A 15,303-nucleotide genomic window follows, 5' to 3' on the forward strand; every position below is an offset into this window, starting at 1 on the left:
GGTGTATGGCGCATCCGTAAATGGTAAATTGTAAATCCCTATGTTCTTTCCCACCGGCGACGACCAGGTCCGCGGCGGTCACCGCCCCCACTTTTCCTACGGCCTCATCGCCCTGAACGTGTTGATATTTGCCTACCAGTACAGTCTGGGACCGGAGGCGGGACAGGAATTCGTGTACCAGTGGGGCACGATCCCGGAGCGCATTCAGTCGGGAAGCGGCTACGCTACCCTGATCACGAGTATGTTCCTGCACGGCGGTTGGTTGCACCTGCTGGGCAATATGCTGTACCTGTGGATCTTTTCCGATAACATCGAAGCGACGATCGGCAACGTGAAGTTCATCGCGTTTTACCTGCTGGGCGGGCTGGCGGCCGGTCTGTGCCACATCTACTTCAACAGCGGCAGTCCGGTACCGGCGGTGGGGGCCAGCGGGGCACTGTCGGCGGTAATGGGGGCCTATATCGTGCTGTTTCCCCGGTCGAACGTGCGTGGGTACTTCTTTTTCTTCCGGATCACGGTGCCGGCTTTCGTGTTTCTGGGCTTCTGGTTTTATCAGCAGTCCTCGGCCGGCTTCGCCAGTCTGCAGGATAGCGCCGGGACGGGCATTGCCTGGTGGGCTCACATCGGTGGCTTCGTATTCGGAGTGCTGGCGGGATTTTACTTCCGGGCCACCCACTACATTCCGCGCCATTCCGATGGCTACGCATCGGGGGATGACATCACCTTTTAGTACGAGGCGGTCTCCGACCGCGCAGTACGAGGCGGCCTCCGGCCGCGCTGGATGGACGGAAGGCAACTTCCGAAAAGCGAGAAGCGTTCCTAAATCACAAGCGGTAAAGATGGCTAAACGGCTGAAAAAGAGCGTAAAGACTGACAATGCTGCGGAAGATAACGGACCAAAAATCTCCGAGCACGAATTGAGAAACCTTGTTCGTACTATCGTCAGAGAAGAATTAACTCAGTTACAATCGCAGCTGCTTAGGTCACAAGATCAATCATTTACCGAGGGTCAATCCGTTGATCGTTTGGCGGAGCATATCTTCGAGAAGTACGATGATTTATTTAAGAACTTGGCCTAATGCATTATCTATCTTTTGATATGCTTTTGCATTGCTATAGATTGACCGTGCGACGGCCCAGCGCCCAATTTGTTCCGCCGGATAACTTCCTTAACCGTAAAGCACTGGAATATCCGGTGGAGACGATTAACCGTACGGCAGCATTATGACTCCTCACCGTTTCCCAGTCATTCACTAACTTTAGTTCAGTACCAACTGGTCTGCCATGCCCACCGCCCACCTCACCCGCGAAGAACTCAAATCCGCCATGCGCGCCCTCCTCATCCGGGAGCCCGAACTCTTCTTCGAGGTGGTCCAGGAGCTCCGCGAGGAGGTAGAGGAGGTGCCCCCCGCCGAACACGCCACCGAGCAGGAAAAGCTCCGCGCCATGATCGAGGAAGAATTCATGCAACTGGGGGAGGTGTTCCGGGGATTCGCCTAGCTGCTAGGACGGGCGACCTAGTTCGACCAGTTCTCCGACGATCATCGCGGTCGCACCCCATACGGCTTCCCCGGCCACGATCCAGTGGGGGACTTCCTTCAGGATCATACCGTTGAAGAGTCGCTTATCGTGGTAGGCAACGGCATCGTCGACAAAAAAGCCGGTCAGGGGAAGCTCCAGCGTCCGTTCGACCTCACTGGCCTGCAGCACGAAACGGGGACGGTCGGGGAGGTAGCCGACGAAGGGATTGACCAGGTAGTTGCTGACGGGGATGTACAGTGGAGTCAGTTCGCCCACCAGCTCAACCGCGGCGGAATCGATCCCGACTTCCTCCTCCGCTTCCCGCAGCGCCGTCGCGGCGGGGTCCGCGTCGTGGGCGTCGGCCGCGCCGCCGGGGAATGAGATCTGTCCGCCGTGGCGATCGCCGGGCGGGCTGGTGCGCTGAATGAAGAGGAGCTTCAGTTCGCCGTCGCTGGGATAGATGAGTGCCAGGACGGAGGCGGCGCGGGCGGTTTCGGGGGCCTCGGTATGGTGTTGGCGTAGCGCGTGACCCATTATTTCCTGGGCCCGGTAGCCGGGAAGCTCACCGGTGGCCAGACGCCGGCGGATGCGATCGAAGTATTCGGTACCCGCGGGGGCGGTGGGCATCTACGGTTTGTTCGACTTCTTGAGGTAGTTTTCCAGGGCCATGCCCATGCTCGGTACCCGGGGCGGGTCGGGGGCAATATTGACCGTGAGCCCGTGACGCTCCACGGCGGCGGTGGTCTTACGGCCGGCTACGGCCAGGCGGGTGTCCCGCTGTTTGAAGTCGGGAAAGTTCTCGTACAGCGAGTCGATGCCGAGGGGGCTGTAGAAGATGATGATGTCGTAAAATACGCTGCCGAGGTCGCTCAGGTCGGCGGATAGCGTACGGTACATAAGGGCGGGCGTCCAGTCGAAGTTGTTCTCGTCGAGGTACTGCGCCACGAATTCGGAGCCGAGATTGCCGGTCGGCAACAAGAATTTTTCCTTGCTGCGGTGCTTCTTGAGGGTGGGGGCCAGATCCTGTATGGTCCGCTGGCCGTAGAATACCTTACGCTTACGGTATACGATGAACTTCTGCAGGTAGTTGGCGATGGCCTCGGTCATGCAGTAGTACTTCGTATCCTGGCTCATCTCAATGCGCAGGGCCTTGCAGAGCCGGAAGAAGTGTTCGATGGCCAGTTTGGAGGTGAAGATCACGGCGGTGAACTCGTCCGGGCGCACGCGCTCCTTGCGGAACTCCTTTTCTGAAAGGCCTTTGACCTCGATGAAGGGCCGCCAGTCGATCTGTAGGCCGTACTTTTCCTCCAACTTGGCGAAAGGACTCCGCTCGGGTTCTGGCTGGGAGACCAGGATAGTACGTACGGGTTTGTAACCTTCCTGTGGGGATTGACTTTCAGCCGCCATAGGTGTCAATTGTAATCAGTGAGTCTTTTAGGGATCCTCCACTCAAATCAGTGTGTTGTTCAAATAGTGGTAAACCAGGAGCAGAGGGGCAATTTCGATGGTGCAAATATATAACAAAAAATGCAGCGGTCTGCTCCCTACGTATTGGTTAGCAATGAACAGACCGCGGAGCAAATGCAGGAGGTAGACCAGTACCAGAATCCCCAGCCCCCCGTAAAGAAAGTACGGACGCCACGGTACGGGGGCGTAGCTGATGAGCAGATTGACCGGCACCAGCAACAAACCGGTCAGGATGGAAAACACCATAAGGGCAAAGGCGTAACGGCTTAATTCCTTACGTAGAGGATATATCCGGCCGAGCAAGAGCAACACCACGAACTTGAGGCCGACGGCCGCGGCTACGATCAGGCTATAGGTCAGCCAACTTCCCCAAATGCCCAGGCCGAGGTCCACGGAATACTCCGCCGCAAAAAGGTACAGATAGAAGCCAGCCGACAATAAGAAGAAGCCGTAACACAACCATAGGGCCCCGACCTGCCCTCCGGACCGCCTCCGGTACAGCTGGGTCATGATGCTGTCGTTGAAGATGGCCGCTACGCACTGTCGCAGCAATCCGCGGAAGAGCACGTACAGGCTGGCCATCGTAAGCAGTAACAGCAGGTGGATGAAAATCACCCCGCCCCCGCCGGGAGGAGCTTCCCGCGCGGGAGGCTGTACCGCTGCCGGTGGCCGGGTCCGCTCCGCCGCCGCCCCGGCCGCTCCCCGCCGCACGTCGAACGGGTTGACCGCACTATCCCGTGCGGGTAACTGTGCCGCCGCCGCCACCCGGTCCGTGCGATCGAAGGGATTGCTTCCCGACTGCCCCCACGCGCCGGTGGAAGCCATTACGATCAGCCACAATGTGAGGAGGAGGTAGCGCAAAGCAGAAGGGTATCGGACGACAAAGGTAAGGCCCCGTCACGCGAGCGATCAGGCCAGCAGCTGGTACACGACCATGGCGCCTACGTAGGCGATGACCGTCATGAAGGTGAACTGCACGATCGGCCACTTCCAGCTGTTGGTCTCCCGCTTGGTGACGGCCAGCGTAGACATGCACATCATAGCAAAAACGTAGAAGATGAGCAAGCTCCAGGACGTGGCCCGGTTGTAGACCGGCTCGCCCGTTACCGGGTTACGCTCCTCCGCCATCCGTTCCCGGATGCGAAACTCGTCGTCGGAACTGCCCACGCTGTAGATGGTGGCCATCGTACCCACGAACACCTCCCGGGCGGCGAAACTCGTGAGCAAGGCAATGCCAATCTTCCAGTCGTAGCCCAGCGGGCGGATGACGGGCTCGATGAACTTGCCGAGGTGGCCGGCGTAGCTGGCCTCCAGGCGCTCGGAGGCCAGCAGGTCGGCTGCTTGTTCCTCCGATAGCTCCCGCGCCCCAGCCTGCTCCATAACCTGCGCTTCGGCGGCCGCCATATCGTCCGACGGCCCGTAAGTAGACGCTGCCCACAGAACGATGCTGATGAGCAGGATGATCTTACCGGCCTCGAGCACGAAGGTTTTCGACTTTTGCCACACGGTGGTGGTCACGTTGCGCCAGACCGGCGTGCGGTAGTCCGGCAGTTCGAGCATGAGAAAGCTGCGGTCGGGGGTACGCAACAGATACTTGAAGGCCAGGGCCGACAGCATGGCCCCCGCGATGCCGAGAAAATACAGTCCGGCAAAGGCAAGTCCCTGTAATCCGACCCAGCCGTTGAGGTAGGTCACCTGCGGTACGGCAAAGGATATGAGGATGACGTATACCGGAATACGGGCCGAACAGGAGGTCAGCGGCGTGACCAGGATCGTGAGCAGCCGCTCCTTCCAGTTGGCGATCGTGCGGGTGCTCATAATGGCCGGAATGGCGCAGGCGTGCCCGCTGATCAGGGCCACTACCGAACGGCCGTTCAGTCCGAAGTGCTGCATCAGGCTATCGAACATGTAGGCGGCCCGGGCCAGGTATCCGACCTCCTCCAAAATAGCGATGAAGAAGAAGAGAATGGCGATCTGGGGTACGAAAACGAGTACGCCGCCCAGCCCGGCGATGATGCCGTCGACCAGCAGATCGGTAAACCAGCCCGCGGAAAGGGTAGCGCGGATCGTTTCCCCCAGGGTGCCGAAGGTGAGCTCGATGAGGTCCATCGGTACGCTCGCCCAGGCGAAGAGGGCCTGGAAGAGGAGGAGCATGAGGACGATGAAGATGACCGGCCCGAAAACGGGGTGGGTGACGATATTGTCGATCCGGTCACTGTGGGAAGCCGTATCGCCGGCGTGACGCACGCTCGACTTTACGATGGGTTCGAAGGTGTTGTAGCGGTCCATCGTCTCCTCGACCTGAGCGCGCAGACTGTGAAAGCCGTGACGTACGCGGGCGGTCTGGACCTTATGGCGGGTCGGCTCGGGAATGTGCTTGAGCCAGGGAGCGTGGTGGGTGAGCAGGAGGGCGTGGTAGTCGTTGCGTGCGGGCAGTTCCCGGCGGAGTTCGCCGAGTACGTCGCGCGCGCTGGCACCCGGCTCGTAGAAGGGCAGCCGCGGGCGGAAGGCATCCGGTGCCCGCAGAAGATCGGTGATGGCGGTCTTCAGTTCGGTGATGCCGCGGTGCTCGCGGCTGCTGACCGGCAATACGGGCACGCCGAGTTCCTTACTGAGGCGGGGAATGTCGACGGTGAGTCCGTTGTTTTCCATCAGGTCGGCCATGTTCAGCACCAAGATCATGGGGAGGTCCAGGTCGCGCAGCTGGGTGAACAACAGAAGGTGCTTGTCGAGTTTGGTGATGTCGGCGACGTAGACGATGGCATCGGGGAAGAGATCGCCGGCGGGGTTGGTGAGTTCCTGTACGACGAGGCGCTCGTCGAGACTGGTGGGGTAGCAACTGTAGGCGCCGGGAAAATCGACCAGCTCGACCGTTGGCAGACCGGGCAGCCGGAGCATGCCGGCCTTTTTCTCCACGGTCACGCCGGGAAAGTTGCCGATCCGCTGGCGCAGACCGGTGAGCACGTTGAAAAGGGAGGATTTTCCGCTATTTGGGTTGCCGACCAACCCGACGACGGGAGTGGCCTTTATTTGACCATTATGCATGCCAACTCTTTCTTGCGCAACGCCAGACACTGCCGGTCGATCTTCACGTACCAGCTTCCCCCGAAGGGCGACTTGCGCACTACCCGAAGACGGGAACCGGGGCGTACGCCGATATCCAATAACTTACCCGCCAACTGCTCGTTCGTAAATCGCTCGATGGTACCCGACTGGCCGGGCGAGAACAGCGAAGCGGCGGCGGGGAGCGAAAAGGGCATGAGCGTTGGGTTGGTCAGTAGGTTCGGGGCAAAGATACGTAATCGATCACTGTCTATACCCAGTCTAAATAAATTTGTTTCCCCGTGACCCCTCCGGAAACGGTAAGAAGCGATGTGCCCCGGGTACCGTAGTTTTACCGCAAACTTAAAACCATGAAAAACATATCTTTCCTTGCCCTGGCCACCCTCTTACTGGCCGGCTGCTCCCCCAAGATCGCCCCGGTCGTGGGAGAAGACGGTACCGACTGGAACGCCCGTGCCGCCGAGTACCGCGAGAACCCCGCCGCCCTGCGCGATTTGGTCGAGGATTGCGACCGTCGGCAGGAAGAAGTGGTGACGCTGCGCCAGCAGCTTACCGGCTTCGAAAGCCAGCGCGGCGAAATGCAAAACCAGCTCTCCACCGCCGAAGCCTCCGCCGAACAGGCCTACCAGGAGATTCAGGATTTACGCCAGCAGCTCGCCACCCTGGAAGCCGCCCGCCAGCCCGACGAGATGATCACCGACCAGCCCGCTACCCAGGTGAAGGGTGTAGTATTTCAGGTACAGCTCGGCGCCTACGCCCAGCAGCAGAATAAGGTAAACTCCGACATGGCCACCGGCGATGCCCTCGACCTTACCGATCAGAACGGCATGCAGAAGGTGGTCGTAAGCCGCTTCCGCACTTACCAGAATGCGGCCAACCTGCGCGATCGCCTGAAGAAGATGGGCGTAAAGGATGCCTTCGTCGTGGCCATGAACGACGGCCAGCGGATCGACGTGCAGGAAGCCATTCGCATGAGCGGCCAGAACTGATCACCGGTGCGGGAGACCGACTTCATCGAGCGCAACCGGGAGAAGTGGAAACGGTACGAGGAAACCCTCGACCAATCCGACCCGGATCCGGAATTGCTCGCGCAACTCTACGTGCACACCACCGATGATCTGTCGATCTCCCGCACTTTCTACCCCAACCGCTCCGTGCGGGTCTACCTCAACGGGCTGGCCCGGCGCACCTATCTGCACCTCTACCGGGGGCGCCGCGGGGAGGCGGGCCGCTTTGTAACCTTCTGGACGACCGAGCTGCCCCTCACCGTTCACGCCAGCCGCCGCCCCCTGCTGGTAGCCCTGGCGGTCTTCGTGCTCGCCATGCTGATCGGCATCCTGAGTTACCGCATCGACCCCGACTTCGCGGAGATGATCCTCGGAGCCGACTACGTTCGCATGACCGAGGCAAACATCGCCCAGGGAGACCCCATGGCCGTGTACGCGGGCCGCGATGAATTCGGCATGGCGCTCCACATCACCCTCAACAACCTTTCCGTCGCCCTGCTCACCTTCGTGGCCGGGGCGTTTTTTTGCGTGGGCACCATCGTGCTGCTCGTGCGCAACGGCGTACTGCTGGGGGTATTTCAGTACTTCTTTTACGCCAACGGAGACTACGGAGGGTCCGAAGTCACTACGGCGACGACCACTTGGCTCTTCCGTGGGCTCAGTTGGTTGCTTACCGCCGGCGGCGGCGGACTGGAGCACGTATTATCGACCCTCCGCTACCTCGGTACCGGCACCGGGGTCTTTCGCGAAAGCCTGCTTACCATCTGGATCCACGGCACGCTGGAGATCAGCAGCATCGTCCTGGCCGGGGGCGCGGGGCTCACGCTGGGCAGCGGACTCCTGTTCCCCGGTACCCGTACCCGCTTGCAGGCCTTCCGGCGATCCGCCCGTGCCGGACTCAAGATCATGCTGGGTACGGTGCCTCTCTTCGTCGTGGCGGGATTCCTGGAGGGATACGTCACCCGACAAACGGACCTCCCGGATCCTCTGCGCTTCGCCATCATTCTTTGTTGTCTGCTGTTCGTCGGTTGGTACTACCTCGTGCTTCCCCCCGCCGTGGCGCGGCGTGCCCCCCGTGCCCGCGCGGACCGTCAGGATCCCCTGGATACGGTCCCCGGGGAACGCCACTTTCAGCGGATCCGCTCCGTAGGGGAGCAACTTTCCCTCACCTTTTCCGTGCTGCGCAGCCAAGCCGGTCGCTTACTGGGGGGTGCCGCCGCGCTGTCACTGGTCTACTGCTTGTTATCCTTCGCTTTCGGGGGGGCGGCCGAATTTCGTTACCGGTTCGTTGCTTATCCCTTCGGCGATCTCGAGAACTTCTACGAGCTGCTGGCTTCCTTCGGCCGGGGGCGGGCGCTTTCCTTCGCGGTACTGGTCACCCTCGGGTTTTATGCGACCTTCCGCCTGGCGTTGAGCATGCTCTTCCGTACTACGGACCTGACGCCGAAGCCCCGCTCGCGACGCCGGGAACTGCGTTTACTGGCCGTGTGTGGATTGCTGACGCTGAGCATGAGCTTCGGGGGTGCCGCCGCGGCCCTTATCGTCTTTCTGACCTTCCCCTTCCTCCTGTCGCTGGGCGTGAGCGCTTACCTGGGCGGATCGTCTCCGGGGCAGGTCTTTCGCATGGTGTACACCAATCTATCGGCCAGCTACGGGCTCTGTGTCCTGGTGCTGCTGATCGCCTTTCCCCTGACGTTCCTGGTCGACACCGTGATCGGAGCATTCCTATTCACCTTTCTGGACTGGGTTATTTATACGGACGTCACGACCATCGATGGCCGCAACGTGATGTTGCAAGCCTTCTGCTACTATTTTCTCCTCGTGCTGGTGAGTTGTACGTGGATCGTGGCCCTTGCGTTTTCGCTGGGCACCCTACGGGAAATCGAAACGGCCACGGAACTGAAAAAGGCCATCGCGGGCGTAGGGGGGAAGCGGCGCCTGCGGGGCGTGGAACGGGAATAGGGCGGGTGCGCGGGAGCCGGTAAACACCGGACTAAGCAAAGCACGCTTGGCATTTAACTGCGACCACGATGGCTAACCGGATCTGTTCTACCGTTATCACGGAGCGAGCACCTATGCCCCGGCCGACAGTATGTACTTCGTGTCGCTAATCCTCCAAGACGACCATAGACTGATCAAAGATTAATGGTCGTTGGGCCCCGTTAGACCGCTCGCTGACCGCGTTCGAAGCGAACGACCTCGATATCCTCGACGTGGCGCTCGAACCAAATGAGGGGGGCGGGATTCTTGTCGCCCGTACTCGTATCGCACTTGAAGAAGAGGTAATACAATTGCCAGTAGTCGCCGACCCGTTCCCTTAGCTGTTCCAGACGGGATTCCGCCTCCGACACCTTACCGTAGAGGTGAGACAGTCGCCAGCAGTAATAGGCCTCGTCGTGCAGTTCCACGACGTTCAGCAGGAGAGGGTCGTCTACGTAGCGGGCCAGAAAGTTGCGGGCATAAACGGAATGGTGCTTCGACCAATCGCGTGGGTTGCCGCGGTGTTCGACGTGCTTGAAGGTATCGTGAACGAAGGATACGATGCGCAACTTGCGGCGGGTATCGGGGCAGACGGGCAGGGCGTCGATGTTCCGGTTGATCTCGATGATGTGCCGCCAGATGGTCCCCTCCGGATGTCCGTAGCGGGGTACGCCCCAGACCAGGCCACGGCGAAACTCCTCATCCTGCAGGAAGCGGGCTTCAAGGGGCGTTTCGGGGTCGAGCAGGTCGGTAAGTTGCTGGGTGGTCAATGGAATAGGGCGGGCTGCGGGGTGTTAACGTCCGTGAAAATAGCTTAGTTGCCCTAAAGTCGGCGAACAGCTAACCAAATGCCGGGTATCTTCTGTTTCCTTAGCGATGAAATTCCGCTACCTGTTTCTTGCTTCCCTTGCCGGCGGCCTGGTCGCGGCCCTGGCCGTAGTGTGGGCAACGGACCGGGACGCCGCCCGCGTCACCACCCTGACGTCCGCCCCCCGCACGCCCCTGTACTGGTCGGAGGTCACTCCCGCGACCGCGCCGCTGGCTGATCTTCCCGTAGCTGCCCTGGACCTGCGCCCCGCCGCCCGTCGGGCCACCCCGGCCGTCGTGCACGTGGATGCTCGGGTGGTAGGACGGGACCGGGCCACCGTCAAGGCGCTCTTCGGACGGGAAGAATCGTCGGGTACGCTCGGCGGCGAGGGGTCCGGAGTCATTTATTCTCCCAACGGCTACATCATCACGAACTACCACGTGGTCCAGGCCGCGGACCGCATCACGGTGACGACGTCCGACCGTCGTCGGTACGCCGCCGAGATCGTGGGTACCGAACCGAAGAGCGATCTGGCCGTGCTCAAGGTGGAGGCCTCTGACTTGCCCTACCTAGAATTGGCGGATTCCGATACCGCTGAGCCCGGACAGTGGGTGCTCGCGGTGGGAAGTCCGCTTGGACTCACCAGTACCGTGACGGCGGGTATCGTCAGCGCCAAGGGGCGGAGCCTGAGCATACTGCGCGAACCCGACGCGATCGAAAGTTTTATCCAGACGGACGCGGCCGTCAATCCGGGCAACAGCGGTGGCCCGCTCGTCGACGCCGAGGGTCGTTTGCTGGGGATCAACACCGCGATCGCCTCCCGCACCGGACGCTTTCAGGGGTACAGTTTCGCGATTCCGATCAACCTGGTCCGCCGGATCGCCGACGACATCATAACTTACGGGCGCTATCGCCGCGCGTTGCTGGGAGTCGAAATCTCCACGCTGACCGTGAGCGACATCGACCGACTCGATCTGCGGGACCGCAGTGAAGGGGTGATCGTAGACGCGGTGATGCCCGGGGGCGCGGCGGCCGTCGGCGGGTTGCTGGCGGACGACCTGATCGTTGCCGTTGATGGTCGCGGCATTCGGGATCTTCCGGAGCTGACGGAAATCATCGGACGGGCCCGCCCGGGCGATCGGCTCCTGCTCACGGTGGTGCGGGAGAATAAACTCCTCGAATTGGGCATTAACCTTCAGCCTGCGGGCCAATAAATTCAATCCATGCGTCTGAAGAGCGAAAACCTGGTCAAGAAATACGGCAGCCGAACGGTGGTCAAGGGGGTCAGTATTCACGTCGATCGGGGAGACATCGTCGGCCTACTCGGTCCGAACGGGGCCGGCAAGACGACCACCTTCTATATGACCGTCGGCTTCATCAAGCCCAACCAGGGCCGCGTCTACCTCAACGACGACGACATCACCAACCTGCCCATGTACAAGCGGGCACAGCGCGGCATCGGGTACCTGCCCCAGGAACCCTCCGTATTCCGCAAGCTGAGCGTGGAGGACAACATCTCGGCCGTGCTGGAGATGACGAAACTCAACAAGTACGAACGCGCCGAAAAGCTGGAGAGCCTGCTCGACGAATTCAGTCTGCATAAGGTCCGAAAGAGCCACGGCGACACCCTCAGCGGGGGCGAGCGCCGGCGTACCGAGATCGCCCGTGCCCTGGCAACCGACCCGAGTTTCATCCTGCTGGACGAGCCCTTCGCCGGCATCGATCCCATCGCCGTGGAGGACATTCAGTACATCGTCGCCAAACTGAAGACCAAGAACATCGGCATTCTGATCACCGACCACAACGTGCAGGAAACCCTGAGCATCACGGACCGGGCTTACCTCATGTTCGAGGGGAACATCCTGAAGGCAGGTACCGCTGAAGAACTAGCTGCCGACGAGATGGTCCGTAAGGTCTACCTGGGGAAAAATTTCGTGCTGCGCCGCAAGGTCATGGACGTCTAAATTTTAAATTGAAAATTGGCAATTTAAAATTGTCACCCCAGCATTCCCCCGTCGGCCACGATCACGCTGCCCGTTACGTAGCTGGCGGCATCACTGGCGAGGTAAACGGCCAGACCGGCTATCTCGTCGGGGGTCGCCATGCGGTTCAGGGGGATGGCATTTTTCCACTGCGCCTCCGCGCGTTCGTCTTCCCAGAGGGCCCGGCTGAGTTTGGTCTTGACCAGTCCGGGACAGATGACGTTGACGCGAATGTTGTCCCGGGCCCACTCCGTCGCCTGACTCTTGCCGAGCATGATGATGCCGGCCTTGGAGATGTTGTACGCCGCAAAATTGGCGTTGGCGTGCAGGCCCTCGATGGAACTGATGTGAATCACCGATCCCCGGCCCGACGCCCGTAGGTGGGGTAGGGCCAGGTTACTGAGTTCGAGGGCGGCGGTGAGGTTAACGTCGAGGGTTTTCTCGTAAGCGGCGGCGGTAAGGTTTTCCACGGGACCGAAGTAGGGATTGGTCGCCGCGTTGTTGACCAAAATATCGATACGCCCATAGGCGGCCAGCGTGCGATCGATCAGTTCCCGGCGGGCGGCGGGGTCGCCGACGTGGCAGGCTATCCCCGTGGCTTCCAGGCCGTCCGCACGGTACCGCGCGACCACTTCATCGACGGCTTCCTGACTCCGGGAACTCACGATGACGCGGGCACCGAATTCGGCCAGTCCGCGGGCCATGGCCTCCCCGATCCCCTTGGAGGATCCGGTGACGATGGCGACGCGGCCGGTCAGGTCGAAGCGGGAGCGGATTCGAGATTCCACGTCGGCCTAATGGTCGTGGTCGCCGTCGCCGTCCATGTGCTCGTGCATTTCCTGATTCAGAATGCGCTCGGCATTGGCCAGACTGGCTTTAATGTTGGTTTCGATCTGGGCGATGTCGGCGGTTTCGGTCTTGATGTGCTCCATCATCTTGTCGCCGTCCATCTCGGCCCGGATCTCGTCGAGGGGGCGGATGCGGTTCATCCAGTTCATCATCCCGTCGTTAGCGTCTTCGAGTTGCTCGTTGGCGGCGATGAGGAGCTCGCGGTATTCCTCGCTGATGCCGCCGGCGGCTAGCTGTTCGGTAATGGTGCGCTGTGCCTGATTGATCTTGCCGATCATGGGCATCACCCGGTCGTGGCCGTCCATCATGGACTGGTAGGCTGCTTCCTGAGCAGCCAGGTTAGCGTCCTTGGAGGCTTGTTCGGCGGCGTTATCGCTGCTTCCACAGGCGGTCAGGAGGAGGATAAGGAACAGAGAAGTAAAGATCTTCATGGGGTAGATTTACGGTAAAGGTAGGTTGCCCGCGGACGAGCCACTATTCGGGCGGGTACGCGGGTGCAATGATAGGCGGGTAAAGCGACCAACGTCACCCGATCGACGGTGCTACAGCCAGGCGAAGCGGTAGCTCAGTACGGGAATCAGGCCGAGAGCGGCCCTTTCGTTGGGGCGCCCTAGTTCTACATCGTAATAGATCGCGGCGGTGTTGGAAATTCCCGCTACGTTTTGCAGATCGAGGGCCAAAGTGGCGGTGGTCCGGTCCTTTCGTACGGTTCGGTACAACCGCAGATCGGGGCGGAAGTAGGTGCCGTTGGAGTTCACGAAGCCCTGGCGGTAATCGGGGGCCGCGAAGTAGGCGTTCACGTTGCCGGCGTAGGCATTGGTAATGATGCCGGTCCGTTCGCCGCCGTACGCGATCAGGGCCAGGTTCATGCCGTAGGTCCGCTCCCGTTCCCGCCGGTCGGTACCGGTCCATTCCCGGCCGAGGACGAGCTTTACGGCATAGTCGCTGCTGTACCGGTCTTTAGTCCACTCGTCGTCGGCCTGTTGCGTTTCCGCCCGGTACACCGAAGTGCTGCCGCGGTAATACCAGCCCTCCTGCCGCCGGCCGCCGCCGACTTCGAGTTCCAGTCCGTACCGGCGGGTCGCGGTGCGTTCGGTAAAGGCAAAGGAGGGGTCGAATTCGAGAAAGTTATTGGCGCTAAGCAGAAATCCCTGCACGCTGGCGGCGTAATCTTCCGGCGTGTACTGAAAATAGGTGGACAGCAGGGCATTGATGGGGCCGATACTGCGTCCGTAGGCCAGGCTCAGTTGATGGTTGACCGGAATGAAGTCCCGGACCGAGGTGCGACTGAGCAACAGGCCCGCGTAGGGAGTCTGGCTCACCCGTTCGGCAACGGCCACGATCCGTTGGCCGTTCCAGCGCCGCCGGAAGCGGAGGCGGGGTTCGGCGATCCAGGCCTGCACCAGCCGCGGCTCGTCGTACCGCGCAACGCGTAGGCTGACGTCCAGATCATTTTCGCCGAACAAGTAAGAAAAGGACAGGTAAGGGGCGAAGCTGGTAACCGCGGGTACAAGGGTCCGACTGTTCGTTAAGGTGTCGCGGTCGTAAAAGTTGAGGACCTGTTCGTAGCGGTCGGCGAGAATCTCCACGCCCCCCCTGGCCACAAGATTGGCCGTGAGCGGATTCTCGACTTGGAGTTGCGCGCTGATCCGGTTAAGTTCCGATCGCTGGTAGTTGATCCACCCGCCGCCCCGGGTGAACTGTTGGAGTCGCTGGGCGGCGGTCCGGGAGTAAGCTACGCCCGTACTCAGCTCGCCGAACGACAGACGTGTCCGGTAGGTGCCGCCCGCTATGGCGATGTCGTTGGTATAGTCGATGTCGAAGAGGTCCTTTTGTTCCGTCACGGGCTCCTCCGGGTCGGGGGTAAAGGTGTTGGTGCTCGTGCCTAGAATAGCGAAAAAGCTGACCTCCCCGTCGGGGAGTTCCCGGTGGAGGTGAAGGTTGAGGTCCGAAAACCCGATCGCTTCACCCCCGAAGTCGACTCCCGCCTTCGCCAGCAGGCCCGTGAAACTGTACCGGCCGTTGACGAGGTAGCTGGTGCGGCCGTCGCTTCCCAGCGGGCCCTCGGTAGCTGCATCAAAGCCGATGAAGCCGGCCTGTACCTGGTGCTGTCGGCGTTCCGTATTGCCGGGACGTAGCCGGAGGTCGAAGGTGCCGCCGGTGGCGTAACCGTAGCGGGCGGGCAGGCCGGCGGTGAGGAATGCGGAATTGTCGAGGACCTGCGCGCTGAGGGCGTTGACGCCCCCGCCGCCGAGGGTAGGGTAGTCGTAAAACGTGCCGGCGTTGGAGGTATGGTTGGGGTTGGCGATGGCCAGTCCGTTAAGGCGCCAGAGGTTGGCATTGGGGCTATTGCCCCGCACGCTGAGGTGGTTGGCCTGATCGTTGGTTTGGACGGTGCCGGGCAGCAACGCGATCAGGCGGGCGGGGTCGTAGAAAGTAGCCGGGAGCCGGCGAACCTCCTCGATCGTAAAGGCCTGAGCCAGGGGGCTCACTTGTCGGTAGCTGGCCCGTACCTCGGCACCGGGCAGGTCGATACCCCCGAAACTCAGACTATCCTGAGCGGGAAGCAGGAGGGTAGCGAATAGGAGAGCGCTGAGGAGCAGTAGTCGGGTCATGTCGGGGGGAG

The 15,303-nt window shown here is 61.0% G+C and carries 16 protein-coding genes; 7 read left to right on the forward strand and 9 right to left on the reverse strand.

Annotation, left to right across the window (positions count from 1 at the left end):
* Positions 1-40: 40 nt before the first annotated feature.
* The 3 genes from NMA52_RS00210 to NMA52_RS00220 all read left to right on the forward strand — a co-directional run bounded on the left by NMA52_RS00210 (position 41) and on the right by NMA52_RS00220 (position 1,500).
* On the forward strand, positions 41-730 hold the full coding sequence (locus tag NMA52_RS00210; protein ID WP_254825611.1) for a rhomboid family intramembrane serine protease: 690 nt from the start codon (positions 41-43) through the stop codon (positions 728-730).
* Positions 731-839: 109 nt separating this feature from the next.
* A complete protein-coding gene (locus NMA52_RS00215) occupies positions 840-1,079 on the forward strand; it encodes a hypothetical protein (RefSeq protein ID WP_254825612.1) in 240 nt (79 codons plus the stop codon).
* A gap of 205 nt (positions 1,080-1,284) precedes the next feature.
* Positions 1,285-1,500 (forward strand): hypothetical protein, encoded by a 216-nt coding sequence (locus NMA52_RS00220; protein ID WP_254825613.1) that lies wholly within the window; start codon positions 1,285-1,287, stop codon positions 1,498-1,500.
* Between the two features lie 3 nt (positions 1,501-1,503).
* On the opposite strand, the gene NMA52_RS00225 is transcribed toward NMA52_RS00220, so the two are convergent.
* Genes NMA52_RS00225 through NMA52_RS00245 form a run of 5 tightly spaced genes read right to left on the reverse strand, consistent with a single transcriptional unit; the run spans position 1,504 to position 6,248 of the window.
* Positions 1,504-2,148: a CoA pyrophosphatase gene (locus NMA52_RS00225; protein WP_254825614.1), complete on the reverse strand. Its 645-nt coding sequence runs from the start codon at positions 2,146-2,148 to the stop codon at positions 1,504-1,506.
* Complete coding sequence (locus NMA52_RS00230; protein WP_254825615.1) at positions 2,149-2,928, reverse strand: uroporphyrinogen-III synthase; 780 nt, start codon at positions 2,926-2,928, stop codon at positions 2,149-2,151.
* A 42-nt stretch (positions 2,929-2,970) separates the two neighbouring features.
* Positions 2,971-3,849 (reverse strand): DUF4271 domain-containing protein, encoded by an 879-nt coding sequence (locus tag NMA52_RS00235; protein ID WP_254825616.1) that lies wholly within the window; start codon positions 3,847-3,849, stop codon positions 2,971-2,973.
* Positions 3,850-3,897: 48 nt separating this feature from the next.
* Complete coding sequence (gene feoB, locus NMA52_RS00240) at positions 3,898-6,033, reverse strand: ferrous iron transport protein B (RefSeq protein WP_254825617.1); 2,136 nt, start codon at positions 6,031-6,033, stop codon at positions 3,898-3,900.
* A complete protein-coding gene (locus NMA52_RS00245) occupies positions 6,015-6,248 on the reverse strand; it encodes a FeoA family protein (RefSeq protein WP_254825618.1) in 234 nt (77 codons plus the stop codon). The genes feoB and NMA52_RS00245 overlap by 19 nt, the downstream gene beginning before the upstream one ends.
* Positions 6,249-6,401: 153 nt before the next feature.
* Between NMA52_RS00245 and NMA52_RS00250 the strand changes: the two genes are divergently transcribed.
* Positions 6,402-7,040, forward strand: coding sequence for a hypothetical protein (locus NMA52_RS00250; protein ID WP_254825619.1), 639 nt, complete (start codon positions 6,402-6,404; stop codon positions 7,038-7,040).
* A 6-nt stretch (positions 7,041-7,046) separates the two neighbouring features.
* Positions 7,047-9,020, forward strand: a complete 1,974-nt coding sequence (locus NMA52_RS00255; RefSeq protein WP_254825620.1) for a stage II sporulation protein M — start codon at positions 7,047-7,049, stop codon at positions 9,018-9,020.
* A 200-nt stretch (positions 9,021-9,220) separates the two neighbouring features.
* Here NMA52_RS00255 and NMA52_RS00260 read toward each other — a convergent pair whose 3' ends face one another.
* Entirely contained in the window at positions 9,221-9,808 is a 588-nt protein-coding gene (locus NMA52_RS00260; protein WP_254825621.1) for a hypothetical protein, read from the reverse strand.
* 106 nt (positions 9,809-9,914) lie between these two features.
* Between NMA52_RS00260 and NMA52_RS00265 the strand changes: the two genes are divergently transcribed.
* The gene (locus NMA52_RS00265; protein ID WP_254825622.1) at positions 9,915-11,060 is read left to right on the forward strand and encodes a S1C family serine protease; all 1,146 of its coding nucleotides are present in this window, start codon (positions 9,915-9,917) and stop codon (positions 11,058-11,060) included.
* Positions 11,061-11,069: 9 nt separating this feature from the next.
* On the forward strand, positions 11,070-11,810 hold the full coding sequence (lptB, locus tag NMA52_RS00270) for an LPS export ABC transporter ATP-binding protein (protein ID WP_254825623.1): 741 nt from the start codon (positions 11,070-11,072) through the stop codon (positions 11,808-11,810).
* 32 nt (positions 11,811-11,842) lie between these two features.
* On the opposite strand, the gene NMA52_RS00275 is transcribed toward lptB, so the two are convergent.
* The 3 genes from NMA52_RS00275 to NMA52_RS00285 all read right to left on the reverse strand — a co-directional run bounded on the left by NMA52_RS00275 (position 11,843) and on the right by NMA52_RS00285 (position 15,292).
* Positions 11,843-12,616 carry a glucose 1-dehydrogenase gene (locus tag NMA52_RS00275; protein WP_254825624.1) on the reverse strand — a complete coding sequence of 258 codons (774 nt, stop codon included), beginning with the start codon at positions 12,614-12,616 and terminating at the stop codon, positions 11,843-11,845.
* Between the two features lie 6 nt (positions 12,617-12,622).
* A complete protein-coding gene (locus NMA52_RS00280; RefSeq protein WP_254825625.1) occupies positions 12,623-13,108 on the reverse strand; it encodes a hypothetical protein in 486 nt (161 codons plus the stop codon).
* A gap of 111 nt (positions 13,109-13,219) precedes the next feature.
* Complete coding sequence (locus tag NMA52_RS00285) at positions 13,220-15,292, reverse strand: hypothetical protein (protein WP_254825626.1); 2,073 nt, start codon at positions 15,290-15,292, stop codon at positions 13,220-13,222.
* Positions 15,293-15,303 lie beyond the last annotated feature (11 nt).

The organism is Lewinella sp. JB7, assembly GCF_024297185.1.
Taxonomy (GTDB): domain Bacteria; phylum Bacteroidota; class Bacteroidia; order Chitinophagales; family Saprospiraceae; genus Neolewinella.

Coding starts and splice junctions, on each gene's coding strand:
- lptB (WP_254825623.1), top strand. CDS start 11,070: ATGCGTCTGAAGAGCGAAAACCTGGTCAAGAAATACGGCAGCCGAACG.
- NMA52_RS00245 (WP_254825618.1), bottom strand. CDS start 6,248: ATGCCCTTTTCGCTCCCCGCCGCCGCTTCGCTGTTCTCGCCCGGCCAG.
- NMA52_RS00210 (WP_254825611.1), top strand. CDS start 41: ATGTTCTTTCCCACCGGCGACGACCAGGTCCGCGGCGGTCACCGCCCC.
- NMA52_RS00265 (WP_254825622.1), top strand. CDS start 9,915: ATGAAATTCCGCTACCTGTTTCTTGCTTCCCTTGCCGGCGGCCTGGTC.
- NMA52_RS00225 (WP_254825614.1), bottom strand. CDS start 2,148: ATGCCCACCGCCCCCGCGGGTACCGAATACTTCGATCGCATCCGCCGG.
- NMA52_RS00215 (WP_254825612.1), top strand. CDS start 840: ATGGCTAAACGGCTGAAAAAGAGCGTAAAGACTGACAATGCTGCGGAA.
- NMA52_RS00230 (WP_254825615.1), bottom strand. CDS start 2,928: ATGGCGGCTGAAAGTCAATCCCCACAGGAAGGTTACAAACCCGTACGT.
- NMA52_RS00250 (WP_254825619.1), top strand. CDS start 6,402: ATGAAAAACATATCTTTCCTTGCCCTGGCCACCCTCTTACTGGCCGGC.
- NMA52_RS00285 (WP_254825626.1), bottom strand. CDS start 15,292: ATGACCCGACTACTGCTCCTCAGCGCTCTCCTATTCGCTACCCTCCTG.
- feoB (WP_254825617.1), bottom strand. CDS start 6,033: ATGCATAATGGTCAAATAAAGGCCACTCCCGTCGTCGGGTTGGTCGGC.
- NMA52_RS00280 (WP_254825625.1), bottom strand. CDS start 13,108: ATGAAGATCTTTACTTCTCTGTTCCTTATCCTCCTCCTGACCGCCTGT.
- NMA52_RS00220 (WP_254825613.1), top strand. CDS start 1,285: ATGCCCACCGCCCACCTCACCCGCGAAGAACTCAAATCCGCCATGCGC.